This window comes from Croceibacter sp. (assembly GCF_002716225.1).
In the GTDB taxonomy this organism is placed as follows: Bacteria; Bacteroidota; Bacteroidia; order Flavobacteriales; family Flavobacteriaceae; genus Croceibacter; species Croceibacter atlanticus.
The window spans coordinates 1-15,146 of the sequence record NZ_PAZX01000009.1 but is presented as its reverse complement, the minus strand read 5'-3'; the positions used below and the strand labels follow the sequence as shown (position 1 = coordinate 15,146).

At 31.7% G+C, this 15,146-nt stretch carries 14 protein-coding genes; 10 read left to right on the top strand and 4 right to left on the bottom strand.

From position 1 onward, the window contains the following. Positions 1–90 precede the first annotated feature (90 nt). Positions 91–3,297, bottom strand: coding sequence for a cytochrome c biogenesis protein (locus tag CL818_RS06715; RefSeq protein ID WP_286972424.1), 3,207 nt, complete (start codon positions 3,295–3,297; stop codon positions 91–93). A gap of 113 nt (positions 3,298–3,410) precedes the next feature. Here CL818_RS06715 and CL818_RS06710 point away from each other — a divergent pair, with 113 nt between their 5' ends. The 5 genes from CL818_RS06710 to CL818_RS06690 all read left to right on the top strand — a co-directional run bounded on the left by CL818_RS06710 (position 3,411) and on the right by CL818_RS06690 (position 7,714). Beyond that, entirely contained in the window at positions 3,411–4,184 is a 774-nt protein-coding gene (locus CL818_RS06710) for a Rossmann-like and DUF2520 domain-containing protein (RefSeq protein WP_286972422.1), read from the top strand. Beyond that, entirely contained in the window at positions 4,168–4,683 is a 516-nt protein-coding gene (locus CL818_RS06705; protein ID WP_013187704.1) for a KdsC family phosphatase, read from the top strand. The genes CL818_RS06710 and CL818_RS06705 overlap by 17 nt, the downstream gene beginning before the upstream one ends. A 38-nt stretch (positions 4,684–4,721) precedes the next feature. After that, positions 4,722–5,744 carry an AAA family ATPase gene (locus CL818_RS06700; protein WP_013187703.1) on the top strand — a complete coding sequence of 341 codons (1,023 nt, stop codon included), beginning with the start codon at positions 4,722–4,724 and terminating at the stop codon, positions 5,742–5,744. A gap of 3 nt (positions 5,745–5,747) precedes the next feature. Further along, a complete protein-coding gene (locus CL818_RS06695; RefSeq protein ID WP_286972514.1) occupies positions 5,748–7,076 on the top strand; it encodes a DUF58 domain-containing protein in 1,329 nt (442 codons plus the stop codon). 182 nt (positions 7,077–7,258) lie between these two features. Continuing rightward, positions 7,259–7,714, top strand: coding sequence for a DUF1801 domain-containing protein (locus CL818_RS06690; protein WP_286972420.1), 456 nt, complete (start codon positions 7,259–7,261; stop codon positions 7,712–7,714). Between the two features lie 54 nt (positions 7,715–7,768). Here the strand turns inward: CL818_RS06690 and ribH are convergent, their stop codons facing one another. Together ribH and CL818_RS06680 are read right to left on the bottom strand one after the other, a co-directional pair. Next, a complete protein-coding gene (gene ribH / locus CL818_RS06685) occupies positions 7,769–8,275 on the bottom strand; it encodes a 6,7-dimethyl-8-ribityllumazine synthase (protein ID WP_286972419.1) in 507 nt (168 codons plus the stop codon). Positions 8,276–8,290: 15 nt separating this feature from the next. Next, a complete protein-coding gene (locus CL818_RS06680; RefSeq protein ID WP_013187699.1) occupies positions 8,291–9,064 on the bottom strand; it encodes a tetratricopeptide repeat protein in 774 nt (257 codons plus the stop codon). A gap of 145 nt (positions 9,065–9,209) precedes the next feature. Between CL818_RS06680 and recF the strand changes: the two genes are divergently transcribed. From recF to CL818_RS06655, 5 genes are read left to right on the top strand one after another with little or no spacing between them, the layout of a single operon-like run. Beyond that, a complete protein-coding gene (recF, locus tag CL818_RS06675; protein WP_286972417.1) occupies positions 9,210–10,289 on the top strand; it encodes a DNA replication/repair protein RecF in 1,080 nt (359 codons plus the stop codon). Positions 10,290–10,324: 35 nt separating this feature from the next. Continuing rightward, positions 10,325–12,691 (top strand): TonB-dependent receptor, encoded by a 2,367-nt coding sequence (locus CL818_RS06670; RefSeq protein WP_502692219.1) that lies wholly within the window; start codon positions 10,325–10,327, stop codon positions 12,689–12,691. Beyond that, the gene (locus tag CL818_RS06665) at positions 12,691–13,503 is read left to right on the top strand and encodes a DUF4249 domain-containing protein (protein WP_286972415.1); all 813 of its coding nucleotides are present in this window, start codon (positions 12,691–12,693) and stop codon (positions 13,501–13,503) included. Before CL818_RS06670 ends, CL818_RS06665 begins: the two co-directional genes overlap by 1 nt. Next, a complete protein-coding gene (murQ, locus tag CL818_RS06660) occupies positions 13,500–14,324 on the top strand; it encodes an N-acetylmuramic acid 6-phosphate etherase (RefSeq protein WP_286972413.1) in 825 nt (274 codons plus the stop codon). Before CL818_RS06665 ends, murQ begins: the two co-directional genes overlap by 4 nt. Next, complete coding sequence (locus tag CL818_RS06655; RefSeq protein ID WP_286972411.1) at positions 14,314–14,532, top strand: DUF6095 family protein; 219 nt, start codon at positions 14,314–14,316, stop codon at positions 14,530–14,532. Before murQ ends, CL818_RS06655 begins: the two co-directional genes overlap by 11 nt. On the opposite strand, the gene CL818_RS06650 is transcribed toward CL818_RS06655, so the two are convergent. Continuing rightward, positions 14,529–15,146, bottom strand: a 618-nt coding sequence (locus CL818_RS06650; protein ID WP_286972409.1) for a hypothetical protein, incomplete at its 5' end; no start/stop codon positions are given. The genes CL818_RS06655 and CL818_RS06650 overlap by 4 nt on opposite strands.

Below are 15,146 nucleotides of genomic sequence, written 5' to 3'. Positions count from 1 at the left end.
CAGAAAGTTAAATAAGATGTTCTATAAATAACAATAGTTATTAAGCTTCTATTTTCTGATGCCCAAACACTCTCCTATTTCTACTTTAAACTATTTATTATAATCTCCTTTATAATAGTGCTTTTTATATTTCCAATAAGACAAAGCTCCTAAAATAACAACCACTGCAATTGAGTAGTAGATAAAATCTGGAGTTATTACTTTATCTCCACTTGCATAACTATGCAATCCAGAAAGGTAAAAGTTAACTCCAAAATACGTCATCATGATACTTGCAAACGCAACGATAGACATAAAGTTGAAAAACCAGCGACCTCTTAAACCAGGTACTAATCGCATATGTATCACAAATGCATACACCATAATACTAATTAATGCCCAAGTTTCTTTAGGGTCCCAACCCCAATAACGTCCCCAACTTTCATTGGCCCATTGTCCACCTAAGAAATTACCTATGGTAAGCATTACTAAACCAACTGTAAGTGCCATCTCTGTAATAATGGTTATCTCACGTATGTTAAGTTTCATTTTAGCTTTGTTATTCGAATTGGTAAAAATCATTAACAATAGTGAAACAACACCTAATATCATACCCAATGTAAATGGTCCATAACTACCAACAATTACAGCAACGTGAATCATTAACCAATAACTATCTAATACAGGTACAAGGTTAGCTATTGCAGGATCCATCCAATTCCAATGAGCAATCATTAATATCATTGAAGCTACAAATGCTGTAGACGCTAAAGTTAAATCACTTTTACGACCAAAAGCCAAGCCGAAGAACATAGTAGCCCAAGCCACATATATCATACTCTCATAAGCATCACTCCAAGGTGCGTGACCAGAAATATACCAACGTGCTATTAAGCCGGCAGTATGTATTATAAATAGTAAGATAATGGCAATTTTACCAATTAATACCAAGCTATTAATAAACTTGTTATTATAAAATATTTTAAGAATTACAAACAGTAGAGTTACTAGACCTGCAAGCATAAACATCCAGAATAAATTCCTGAAGACATCGTACTTATTATAAAATATTTCTGTTTTAACCTTTTGGTCTGAAGGCATAATTTCTGCACCATGATTGCTTTGAAACTTTTTAATTGTTTCTAAGACCTCAGTTGCTTGAGCATAACCTTGCGTTTGTTTAGCTTGTCTTAATGTTGTTAAGTAAATTGGTAGCGCATTATAGGCAAATACCGAGTCTCGTCCCGTAAAGCTATGTTCCTTTAATTCTGGATAGCTTACCCATTTGTTGTTTTCTGCTCCAGGAACTGGAAATATTTTTAATAAATCTCCTTCTAAAGCACTGTAAAGCAAGTTTACCTTTTGATCTGTTTTTATAAAATCTTTTTGAAATGATGTAGGGTTTTGAGCTTGATAGGCATCTTCTAAATAAGGTGCCAGTCTATATGTTCCTGTTGCATCAAAGAATTTTGCTAATGGTAGTAGTTTAGCATCTTCATCTACACCTGTAATATGACGAATTGAATCGTTTTTACGTTCTACATGTATTAATGGAATATTATACCAAACTGTAGGGTTCTCTAACATACTTATAAGAACCTGATCACTAGTAAGACCATTGTACGAGTCTGCCTTACTTAACTTTCTTAAAAGCTCTGATGAATAAGTGTTTGCTGGTTTCATACGACCGCCAGCATCTTGTATAATCATCTTACCAAACTCTTCTGCGTGTTCTTTGCTTACTGCATTGGCTACAATTAGAGAGTCTAATCGTTCTTGATCTATTTCTTGTACATCTTCGTGTACGTGATTAGGGTCACTATGGTCATGACCATCATCTGTAGTTTGTGCAAAGCCTAAAGCTGTACTTAGCACAAGTAAAATTGTTAACGCTTGTTTTTTAGCTTTTACTTTATCCAACATTTTCTTTAGTTGGCCAAAACGAGAACCTTTATCAAATAAAATTAGCATAAGTCCTAAGTATAATAAGAAGTACCCGATATACGTAATCCACGTACCCCAGAAATCGTGATTAACAGATAAGATTGTTCCTTTTTCATCGGCATCAAAAGAAGCTTGGAAGAAGCGATAGCCATCTTTATCTAATACGTGATTCATATAGATTTCATAAGGAACGCTTTCACCATCGTCAACAATGTCTACCTTACTTTTAAAAGATTGGTAACTTGGTGTGGGATTGTTTTCTGTTCCTGGATATTTTTTAGCCTCAAAATCTTTTAGCATTAAAGCAAATGGAAGTTCATATTCCTTACTACCATAGCTTAGGTAAATATCATAGCCTCCAACTTCTAATTTCTTAGGGTCTGGCATACGTCCTTTACTCCCTAATAATTGAATATTCTTTGTGTCTCCATTAGCTTTTACCTCTAATGTTACAGCATCTGCCTGCCCTTTAGATTTTTGCTCAGTTTCAACAATGCCTTCTTCTCCTTTTACAACTGGATCTGGAAATACAAACTGCATACCAGCAACATTATAAAGCGAACGCAGGTTTAATTTCTGAACAGAATCTTTTAAAACTTCGCCTTTAAATTGATCTGCCATTCTCATAAAATCACCTTCAAAAGGGGTTTTTATAAGGTAATCACTACCATCTTCTGGTACTGTAATATTTATTGCGCCATCTGTTGGTTTGTTATAAGCAAAAAGAACATTATGAATACTTACAACTTCGCCTTCCTTAATAAAGTGATCGTGACGGTTACCGCCACCAGCTTCTACAATTTTTATATAATTACTTCCATCTTCTGTTTCTCTAAAACCTTCTTCTGCACCATGAATGTAATTAACTACCTTAAAAGAAATAGGATCGCCCTTAAAATCTGTGTTTATTGTAATGTCATTATTTCCTTTAGGTGCTAGTAATAGCTCTTCACTTTTACGTCTTCGCAATGCTTCGCCATCTACCTCACCATCTATCATAAAAGTTAAAAAGGTTTTTTCAGACATAAATTTATTTGTGGCTTGTCCTTCTCTAATAGGCATAATACCTTCAAAGCCTATATAACGTGTAATTCCTGCTCCAACTATAATAAGTACAAAAGACATATGTAATAATAGTGTAGACCACTTTTCTCTCTTGTGAAGGTTATATCTAAAAATGTTTCCGAAGAAATTTATGGCAAATAATACCATGATAACCTCAAACCAATGTGCATTATAAATGTATTGCCTTGCGGTCTCTGTACTGTAATAACTTTCAACAAAAGTACCTACACCCATTGCTACCGCAAAAACGATAAAAAGTAAGGCCATTAAACGTGTTGAAAAAAGGATGCTCAATAATTTATTTTGCATAGCGGAGAAGTTCTTTAAAATCCGTGCAAATTTAAGGCATTTCTGTCGTAATTTTAATAATATTGAAGTCTAATTAGGTAGTCTTAACGTTTGCTGTACCAATACTTTTTATTTTGAAGAATTCTAAACTTTCTGTAGTTATCTTAGGTGCTGGTAATGTGGCATTTCATCTCTATAAAAGTTTGCGGTCTTTAGAGACTATAACATTGCAACAAATTTATAACAGGTCTAAAGATAACTTAGAGGTATTTAAAGATGTTGAAACCACCACACATATAGAAGACATTAAAGAAGCAGACTTATATATTATAGCTGTAAATGATGATATTATAGGCAACCTAGCCCAAAAACTAAAGACAAAAAATGGTATAGTTGTACATACTTCTGGTGCAAAACCATTAGATGAAGTTGCTATGCACACTAATTATGGTGTGTTTTATCCTTTACAAAGTTTTTCCAAAGATTTAGAGGTTAATTTTCAAGAAGTTCCAATTTGTATAGAGGCAAATTCAAAAAAAAGCTTAGAGCAATTAAACCTTTTGGCAAATGCGTTGTCTAATAAAGTATATTATATAGACTCTAAACAACGTAAATCACTACATTTGAGTGCAGTATTTGTAAACAACTTTAGTAATTATATGTTTACAGTTGCTCAAGATTTGTGTGATACCAATAATGTTCCTTTTGAAATCCTGCACCCATTAATTACCGAAACTGCTTTAAAAGCAACATTGCAGTCTCCAAAAAATGTACAGACAGGACCTGCTAAACGAGGAGATAAAGAAACCATACAATCTCACCTAGAACAGCTAAAGGACACTAAGCATAAAGACGTATACAAACAATTAACTCTACATATACTAACCTACTATGGAAACAAGCTATAAAGAGCTTTTAAACAACATAACTACATTTATTTTTGATGTAGATGGTGTGCTCACAAAAAACTCACTACTCATTAGCTCTCAAGGAGAGTTACTAAGACAAGTTCATGCTAAAGACAGTTATGCCATTGAGCGTGCTATTGGTGAAGGTTATAAAGTTTGTTTTATGTCTCACGGTGATATTAGAGGTTTACGCATGCAACTTAAACTTATTAATGTTTCTGATGTGTTTTTAAAAGTTACCGATAAAGCCGAGCAATTAGATATTATCCTGGAAAAAGACAATATAAAGAGAGAACAGGTACTTTATATGGGAGACGATATACCAGACAGTTACCCAATGCATATGGTTGGGTTACCATGCTGCCCACAAGATGCTGTACCAGAAATTAAGGCCATTTCTAAATATGTATCTCATCAATATGGTGGAAAAGGATGTGTAAGAGATGTAATTGAACAGGTAATGAAGGTTCAAGGCAAATGGCTAAACAACTTTAGCTAAACTTTCTTAATTTAGGGCTCTGTAATTATAAACCATTTATGGAAGACCAAAACTTACCTACAGATTCTAAAGAACAAACAGCCCAAGATAACCTAGAGTTTAATTCAAGAATTCCTCTACAAGAACTTCAACAAGCAATTGAAGCTTTAAAAGCACAATTGTCTAAAGTTATTGTAGGTCAAGATGATTTTGTTGAATTACTTATTGTTGGATTACTATCTGACGGTCATGTGTTAATTGAAGGTGTACCTGGTATTGCTAAGACACTTACTGCAAAATTATTTGCTAAGACGTTAAAAACAGAGTTTAGCCGTATACAGTTTACACCAGATTTAATGCCTAGTGATGTTTTAGGAACCTCGGTTTTAAATATGAAAACTTCTGACTTTGAATTTAAACAAGGTCCTATATTTTCTAATATTGTACTAATAGATGAAATAAATAGAGCGCCTGCCAAAACTCAAGCTGCATTGTTCGAGGTTATGGAAGAACGCCAAATTACTATTGATGGCAATACCTATGAAATGAAACCACCATTTATGGTTTTAGCAACCCAAAACCCTATTGAACAAGAAGGTACATACGCATTGCCAGAAGCACAGTTAGATAGGTTTTTATTTAAAATTACAGTTGATTACCCTAACCTAGATGATGAAATTACCATCTTAAAGACTCACCACAACAGGAAAGCTGTACACGCAATTTCAGAAATAAATGCAGTTTTAAGTCCTGAGCAACTAATAACCTACAAAGACCACATTCAAAATATTATAATTGAGGAAAAGATATTTTCTTACATAGCAACTATAGTATCTAAAACAAGAAATCATCCTCATTTATACTTAGGCGCTTCACCAAGAGCCTCTTTAGCTATAATGACAGCTTCTAAAGCTTTTGCAGCAATACAAGGAAGGGATTTTGTAACACCAGATGATGTGAAAAAATCTTTATTTCCAGTCTTAAGACACCGTATTATACTTTCTCCAGAACGAGAGATGGAAGGTATGACAACAGAACAAGTTGTTACCATGATTTCACAATCTGTAGAAATTCCTCGATAAGTGATTCAATTTTTTAAATCCTTATACCTTCACCAGCGCGTATTTTATGTGTTGTTTTCCATATCAGCTATATTTTTAGTGTCGTTTTGGGTACCTCTACTCTATCCAATAGCCTGGTTAATTGTCTTAGCGTTATGTCTTGTTTTTTTATTAGATGTTGTTGCTTTATATAAGGGTTCTGGCATGATAGCAAATCGCCTTTTACCAGATAAATTTTCAAATAGTGATGAAAATCCAGTCTCAGTTACTCTAAAAAACAACTATAAATTTAAAATAGATGTAGCAGTAGTAGATGAGTTACCAATTCAGTTTCAAAAAAGAGATTTCAATAAAAATATTACTGTACAACCAAATTCAAATAAATCATTTGAATATTTGGTAAAGCCTGTAGATCGAGGTGAATATCATTTTGGACATTTAAACTGTTATGTTAGCACAAAGCTTAATCTTGTAAAAAGACGGTTTACATTTAATAATGAACAGATGGTAAAAGTATATCCATCTTTCATACAAATGCGGCAATACGATTTTCTAGCCATAGATAATAGATTGGCTTTAACAGGACTTAAAAAAGTGAGGCGTATAGGTCACACAATGGAGTTTGAGCAAATTAAAGAATATGTTACTGGAGATGATGTTAGAACCATAAACTGGAAAGCTACAGCTAAACAAGCCCAATTAATGGTTAATCAATTTCAAGATGAAAAATCTCAACCTGTTTATTCTGTAATAGATACAAGTAGAGTAATGAAAATGCCTTTTGAAGGATTAAAATTATTAGACTACGCAATAAATAGTTCATTAGCGTTTAGTAATGTTGCTTTAAAGAAAAATGATAAAGTTGGTTTACTTACTTTCTCCAATGTTTTGAGTGATTTTGTTAAAGCTTTATCTAAAAAAACACACTTAAGTTTAGTATTAGAACGCTTATATAACGTAAATACAAAATTTTTAGATTCTGATTTCGGACTGCTTTATGCACATATAAAACGAAAAATAACACAACGTAGCTTATTACTTCTTTATACAAATTTTGAGCACATCACTGCATTGCAAAGACAACTACCCTATTTAAAAGCCATTGCTAAACAACACGTACTAGTAGTCATCTTTTTTGAAAATACAGAATTAAAAGAATTGATTAATCAGGATGCTACTACAATTGGTGATGTTTATCACAAAACAATTGCATCACAATTTGCATCAGATAAGGTTCTAATGCAAAAAGAGTTACAGAAACACGGTATACAATCTGTATTAACACCACCACAAGATCTTACTGTAAATACCATTAATAAATACTTAGAAATTAAAGCTAGAGGTATACTTTAAGAATAACCTACTTACTATTATAAGTGATACAACCTGCTATTTTAATTCATCTAAATTATTAAAATATAAATTTGATGAATGTTAGTTTTGAAAATATTCATAAATTGAATGAACGTAATTTCCTACAAATAGAATAGAGAAAATAAATAGTTAATAATAGAATTCCTTAAGTAATATTTAAAATGAAAATTGAAGCTAACTCTCCAGACGATTATATTTCTAAACTACCTGAAGATCGTCAAGCTGCTGTAAAAAAATTAAGAGATACTATAAAAGAAAATTTACCAACTGGTTTTAAAGAAACACTAGGTTATGGTATGCTTGCATTTGTAGTGCCATTATCAACTTACCCTGATGGTTATCATTGTGATCCTAAATTGGCCTTACCGTTTATTAATATAGCCTCTCAGAAAAACTTTGTTGCCTTATATCATTCTGGTATATATGCCGATAAAACGATACATAATTGGTTTGTGAATGAATATCCCAAGCATTCTAAATATAAGTTAGATATGGGTAAAAGCTGTATTCGTTTTAAACGAATGAATGATATCCCGTATGAACTTATTGCAGAACTTGCTCAAAAGTTTACGGTTTCACAATGGATAGAAACCTATGAAAAAGCTATAAAAAAGTAAATAAAAAAAGGCTAACAGTAACTGTTAGCCTTTTGCATATACTATTATAATATATTACTCTTTATAAAACTTTGCATCTTTACGCAGTTGCGCCATTTTAATGGCTGCGATTGCTGCTTCTGTACCTTTATTACCGTGAATACCACCACTACGAGCTATAGACTGCTCCTCGGTATTATCTGTTAATACACAAAAAATAGTAGGTATATCACTCTCTATATTTAATTGTGCTATTCCGTTTGTTACTCCTTGGCAAACAAAGTCAAAATGCTTTGTCTCGCCTTGTATTACACTTCCTACAGCAATAATACAATCTAACATCTCGAAGCTTTGTTGTAGCTTTTTACAGCCGTAAATAAGCTCAAAACTACCAGGTACATTCCAACGTACAATGTTTTCTTTTAAAACACCATGCTCCATAAAAGCATCGAAAGCTCCTTGAAAGAGGTTATTTGTAATATGGTCGTTCCATTCTGAAACAACAATCCCAAACTTGAAGTTTTTCGCGTTTGGGATTGTCTCTTTATTATATTCTGATAGATTGTTTCCGGCTGTTGCCATAAATATCTTCTAGATTTAGTTTTGCATTGCTTTAGCTTGCCCTAAGTATACTGCTACTTGAGAAGCTTCAGTAGATGTTTCGTACTTATCTTTTAATTCAGTTAAATGTTTTACTGCTACATCTGCCTTACCTAACTCGATAGCTGTAATACCAGCTTTAAGTAAGAACTTAGGTGCTGTAAATTCATTTGCATTCATTTTAGCAGCACTTTCATAATAACCTAAAGCTTCTTCAGTTTGGTCTAATTGTAAAAATGCATCACCTATAGCTCCTTTAGCTAATGGTGCTAAAATTAAATCGTCACTAGAAAAATCTTCTAAGCTAGAGATAGCTTCTTTATATTTTCCTGTATTAAGGTATGCCATACCTGCATAGTAATTTGCAAGGTTACCTGCATCTGTACTACTATACTCGTCTGCAATGTCTAAGAAACCATACTTACCTTCACCACCATTAAGAGCTAAGTTAAATAAAGAATCTTTTGTAGTAGATGGTGCTATTAATGCATCATCAAAATAGCTCTGTGCTTGATACATTTCATTAGTAGCAGCTTCTTCATTAGGTGCTACCACAAAACGCTCGTAGGCCAAATAACCTAGTACCACTACTGCAATAATACCTATTACAATTAAAATGATGTTTTGGTTTTTTGCAACAAACTCTTCGGTTTTATTTGCTCCTTCATCTAAAGAGTTAAAAACTTCTGCAGTTGTTGACTGATCTTCTACTTGTTCTTCGCGCTCTTCCTTGTTCTTAGGTTTGTATCCACGCTTCTTATATGTTGCCATAATTTACTTTATTGTGGCGCAAAAATAAACTTTTTATTGAGATTAAAAAGTGTAATTACATTCATTTTTTGGTACTTTGCACAAGTTGTCAACAGGATATGATAACCTCTTCATTAGCTAATTTACTATTGATCCTCATATTTTTATGCATTTAAAACAATTATCTCTTATAAACTATAAGAATTTTGAATCTGAAACTTTTGAATTTGATTCTAAGATTAATTGCTTGGTTGGCGCCAATGGTATTGGTAAAACCAATGTTTTAGACAGTATATATCATCTTTCTTTAGGTAAAAGTTACTTTAACCCTATAACGAGCCAAAATATTAAACATCATGAAGATTTCTTCGTTATAGATGGCGAGTTTGTTAAGCAAGACCGTACAGAAAAAATTGTTGTGAGTGCAAAACGTGGTCAAAAAAAAGTAATTAAAAGAAACAGCAAAGCATATGAACGTTTTAGTGAACACGTAGGCTTATTACCTGTAGTTATTATATCTCCTGCAGATAGAGACCTTATTACTGAAGGTAGCGATACTAGACGTAAATTTATGGATGGTATAATTTCTCAGAACGATAAAACTTATTTGGATAACTTAATAAGCTATAATAAGGTACTTGCACAACGAAATGCTCTTTTAAAATATTTTGCTGCAAATAGAACTTTTGAAAGTTCAACACTCGAGGTATATAATGAACAGTTAAGTAACTATGCCTCAGAGATATTTGAGACTAGAACACTATTTTTAGAAAGTTTTATTCCGATATTTAAAGAACGCTACCAAACAATTAGCAATAACAAAGAACAAGTGACTATTTCTTATAAAAGTCAACTTAAAAAAGGAAACCTAGCTAGTTTATTTGAAGAGCGCTTACAGAAAGATTTACAACGCCAATATACAACGGTTGGTACTCACAAAGATGATTTAGATTTTGGAATTGAGAACCACCAGATTAAGAAGTTTGGAAGCCAAGGACAACAAAAATCATTTTTAATAGCTTTAAAATTAGCACAGTACGATTTCATTAAAGCAAAAAGTAAGGTGAATCCTATTTTACTTTTAGATGATGTTTTTGATAAATTAGATGAACAACGCGTTGAGCAAATAGTCTCTTTAGTCTCAACTGGAGAATTGGGACAACTATTTATAAGCGATACACATCCTGATCGTACTGAAGCTGTTGTAAAAAATACTGCTCAAGACTATAAAATGTTTAGATTATAAACTAAGTTGTTTAGTATCTTTGGTGAAAAAGAAATTTGCGCCATTTATTATTCTTATTATTGGTTTTAACCAACCTATCCCTATTTGGTCAAACAACCTTTACCTTAAATGGTACTATAAGAGATGCTGCTAGTAATGAAACTCTTAATGGTGTTAATGTAATTATTAATGAATTACAAACTGGAACCGTTACTAACACATATGGTTTTTATTCAATATCTATCCCTGAAGGTAATTACACAATAACTTTAAGTTACTTAGGTTACAACACTATAAGTCAAAATATTAGCATTACAACTAAAACAACTTTAAATTTTAGCTTAACTGAATCATCTGAGACATTAGACACAGTTGTTATTAAAGAAGATGTAGAGCGTACAAATATTAGATCTCCTCAAATGAGTGTTAATTCTCTCTCAATAAAAACTATAAAGCAAATACCCGTAGTATTAGGTGAACCAGATATTATTAAATCGATTCTGCTTTTACCAGGTGTTACAAATGCAGGAGAAGGTGCTTCAGGATTTAATGTAAGAGGTGGCGCAGCAGATCAGAATTTAATATTATTAGACGAAGCTACAATTTATAATTCATCACATTTATTCGGTTTATTTTCAATTTTTAATCCGGATGTAATAAAAGATATTAAATTATATAAAGGTGGAATACCTTCTAAATATGGAGGCAGAGTATCTTCTGTTTTAGATATTTATCAAAAAGATGGTAATAGTAAGAAGTTTTCTGCAGAAGGAGGTCTAGGAATTTTATCAAGCAGGTTATTAGTTGAGGGACCTATTCAAAAAGAAAAAAGCTCATTTTTACTCGCAGGAAGAAGTTCTTATGCGCATTTATTCTTAAAACTCACAGATAACGAAAACCTGGCTTATTTTTATGATTTAAATACCAAGCTAAGCTATAAACTAGACGATAAAAACACACTGTTACTTTCGGGATATTTTGGTAGAGATGTATTTAATCTTAACGACAGTTTTAAGAATGTTTATGGAAATAGCATTTTAAATCTTAGATGGAATCACGTATTTAGTGATAATGTATTTACTAACCTATCTGTAATATACAGTGATTATTATTATGGGTTAGAATTAGATTTAGCAGAATTTAAATACAACAGCGGAATAAGAAATGGAAATATTAAATATGGATTTAACCACTATATTAATAATGACCTAAAATTAAATTACGGGATACAAAATACATTATACGAATTTAATCCAGGTGAAATTGAACCATCTACAACAGATTCTGGAATAAATGCATTTACGCTCACAAAAAAATATGCCCTAGAAAGCGGAATATACTTATCTGCAGAACACAATTTAACAGAGAAACTAACTGCCGAATATGGTTTAAGGTATAGTGCATTCTTTAGACTAGGCCAAGATCGATTGTTTACATATGAGAATAATTTACCTGTAATATATAATCAAGAACAAGGTGTATATGAATCTGCAGACCCTGTAGGTGAAGAAAATTTTAACCGTGATAATATTATTAAATCTTTTGGTAATTTAGAGCCAAGAGTTTCACTATCGTATTTATTAAATGACCAAAGCTCTATAAAATTAAGTTACAATCGCATTGCACAATATATACATATACTTAGTAATACAAGCTCTCCTACTCCATTAGATGTATATACACCAAGTGGTAAATTTGTAAAACCCCAAATAGTAGATCAAGTTGCTGCTGGGTATTTTAAAAACTTTAATGAGAATGAGTACAGCTTAGAGTTTGAGGCTTTTTACAAATATATAAACAACAGAATTGATTATATAGACGGCACAGATCTTATTGCTAATGATGCTATAGAACAAGTTATTCTTAATGGTAAGGCAAGAGCATATGGCCTTGAAGTATTGTTTAGAAAAAATCTTGGGAAATTTCAAGGTTGGTTATCTTATACGCTTTCTAAAAGTGAACAAAAGACACCAGGAAGAAGTGAAATAGAGCCAGGTATTTCAAATGGAAATTGGTATTTAACCAATTATGATAAGACACATGACATTTCTATAACAACGTCTTATAAATTAAATGATAAATGGACATTTAGTGGAAATTTTCTTTTACAAACAGGACAACCCACTACATTTCCTACGTCTCAATACCAATATGAAGGACAAACAATTCCAGTTTATGGTGAACGAAATACAGACAGATTATCTCTGTTTAATAGGTTAGACATTGCTGTAGAGTTTACTCCAAACCCTAATAGTGATAAACGCTGGCAGTCATATTGGTCATTTGGTATTTACAACCTTTATAATAGGAAAAATGCTGCAAGTATAAGTTTTAGAGAAAACAGAACTACCGGAGTTAATGAAGCCGTTAGGTTTTCAATATTTGGAATAGTGCCTTCTATAAGTTATAATTTTAAATTTTAATGAAACAAATAATATATATAATCTTAATTCTTAGTCTTTGCTCTTGTGAAGATGTCGTGGATATTTCATTAAATGAAAGCGAACCAAAATTAGTTATTGATGCATCTTTAAATTGGGTTAAGGGAACTAGTGGAAATCATCAGGAAATCTATTTAAGTTTAACTCGACCATTTTTTTCAGGTGAACCTACTCCTGTCGATAATGCTTTAGTACAAATTAGTAATACAAATGGAACAGTTTTCGGATTTTCTCAAAATGAAACATTAGGCACTTACGAAACAGATGATTTTGAACCAATGTTAAATGAAACATATCTGTTACAGATTGTATTTGAAAATGAATTATATGTAGCAGAAACTCAATTAATTCCAGTAATACCAATAGATTTTGTTGAGCAGACAGATAATGGAGGAATAAACGGTGAAGATTTTGAAATAAAGCCAAATTATAGTGATCCAGAAGAAACAGAAAATTTTTATTTTTTTAGTTTTGAGACTAACATAACAGATTTTCCTATTTTAGAAGTTTATGAAGATGAATTTACAAATGGAAATCAAGTCTTTGCTTATTATACAGAAGAGGATCTGCAAGTTGGTGATACTGTAACTATAAAATCTTATGGAATAAATGAAAGGTTTTATAATTTTATGTCTTTATTGTTAACACAAACAAACTCAGAATTAGGTGGCCCTTTCGAAGCACAACCAGCAACTTTAAGAGGAAATATCATAAACCAAACCACATCTAGTAATTTTCCATTAGGATTTTTTAGAGCTTCAGAAATTGATGAAGTAGAATATATTATACAATGAAAGAATTTATTAAAATAACTGAAGCAGAATCATTATACTCAAACCTAGAAGAGATGAGTACACAAGAGTTATTAATTAATATTAATAATGAAGATAAAAAAGTAGCTTTTGAAGTTGAAAAAATTATTCCAGAAATTGAAAAATTAGTAGATATAATAACTAAAAAACTAAGTGAAGGTGGGAAACTATTTTATATAGGTGCAGGAACTAGTGGTAGATTAGGCATAGTAGATGCTAGTGAATGCCCTCCTACTTTTGGTGTAGATCATAATTTAGTAATAGGTTTAATGGCTGGTGGTGATAAAGCGATGAGAAAAGCTGTTGAGTTTGCGGAGGATGATACAGAATTAGGTTGGAAAGACTTAAAGAAAAAAAATATCACATCTAAAGATATAGTTATAGGAATTGCTGCATCTGGAACTACTCCCTATGTAATAGGAGCATTGAAAGTTTGTTTAGAACATAAAATTACAACAGGTAGTATATCATGTAATTTAAATAGTCCACTTTCTAATTATTCAAATTATCCTATTGAAGTATCTTTAGGACCAGAATTTTTATCAGGATCATCTAGAATGAAATCAGGAACAGCTCAAAAATTAATTTTGAATATGATTTCCACCTCAGTAATGATAAAATTGGGTTATGTAAAAAATAATAGAATGGTAGATATGCAATTAAGCAACAACAAGCTTATAGAAAGAGCAATAAAAATGGTTGTTGAAAATACTAATTGTACTCAAGAAAAGGCTAGAACTTTATTAACTAAATATGGAAGTGTAAGGGAAGTTATTAATGTAATAAATAAAAATGAAAACTAATAAAGAACTCCTTTATAAAGGAATTAAATACTTAGCAAGTTCATTACCATTAATATTTTTAGGACCTAGTATTGTTTATAGTTCATTCAATAACCAAGATCATCCTTTATATGTATATATACTTGTTATAGGACTAATTATTATGATAGGTGCAATATTATTAATTTCAGTAGGCTTAAAAGTTTTAATTAAAGCATTTTTTAATTAAATACCTTTTCTCTTGGGAATTGGTGTAGTAGGATTATAACCAAACCCTTTAATCTCATAATCTATCTTTAATTGATGCAATATAAAAGAAATACTAGCAAAATGATGTATAGTGTGACTATTTGCTTGGGCTAATATCGATTCCAGTGTGTAATTAATACCTATTTTACCTGTACCACAATCATCAATAACACATACTACATCTTCAATATTCTTTATATTGTCTAATCTATTCTTTATAGTTTCTACTTCTTCTATTGCTTTATGTTTATTTTTTGAAATAGTTTCATCTCTATTTCTAAGTGTAAGATCTATATCATTGTTATTTTCAATTGAGTTTAAAATGCAATTCAAAAAATCTAATGTATGCCTAATATGAGAACCAACACTAGAGTAAAAAGGACCAACAGTATTATTTATATAACTATCTGAATCTATTTGTATTAATAAATCTTTAGATTTATTTAATGTGAATTGGAGAGATTTAATTATACTTTTTTTCATAAAATCATAAACAAAAAACTCCCCTACCAATAAAGGAAGGGGAGTCAAGAAAGGCGGCGACCTACTCTCCCACTGGATAGCAGTACCATCGGCGCTGGCGGGCTTAACCGT

Excerpts from the sequence above, each read along its gene's own strand:
- CL818_RS06715 (WP_286972424.1), bottom strand. The coding sequence starts at position 3,297 with ATGCAAAATAAATTATTGAGCATCCTTTTTTCAACACGTTTAATGGCC.
- CL818_RS06705 (WP_013187704.1), top strand. The coding sequence starts at position 4,168 with ATGGAAACAAGCTATAAAGAGCTTTTAAACAACATAACTACATTTATT.
- CL818_RS06700 (WP_013187703.1), top strand. The coding sequence starts at position 4,722 with ATGGAAGACCAAAACTTACCTACAGATTCTAAAGAACAAACAGCCCAA.
- CL818_RS06690 (WP_286972420.1), top strand. The coding sequence starts at position 7,259 with ATGAAAATTGAAGCTAACTCTCCAGACGATTATATTTCTAAACTACCT.
- ribH (WP_286972419.1), bottom strand. The coding sequence starts at position 8,275 with ATGGCAACAGCCGGAAACAATCTATCAGAATATAATAAAGAGACAATC.
- CL818_RS06680 (WP_013187699.1), bottom strand. The coding sequence starts at position 9,064 with ATGGCAACATATAAGAAGCGTGGATACAAACCTAAGAACAAGGAAGAG.
- recF (WP_286972417.1), top strand. The coding sequence starts at position 9,210 with ATGCATTTAAAACAATTATCTCTTATAAACTATAAGAATTTTGAATCT.
- CL818_RS06665 (WP_286972415.1), top strand. The coding sequence starts at position 12,691 with ATGAAACAAATAATATATATAATCTTAATTCTTAGTCTTTGCTCTTGT.
- murQ (WP_286972413.1), top strand. The coding sequence starts at position 13,500 with ATGAAAGAATTTATTAAAATAACTGAAGCAGAATCATTATACTCAAAC.
- CL818_RS06655 (WP_286972411.1), top strand. The coding sequence starts at position 14,314 with ATGAAAACTAATAAAGAACTCCTTTATAAAGGAATTAAATACTTAGCA.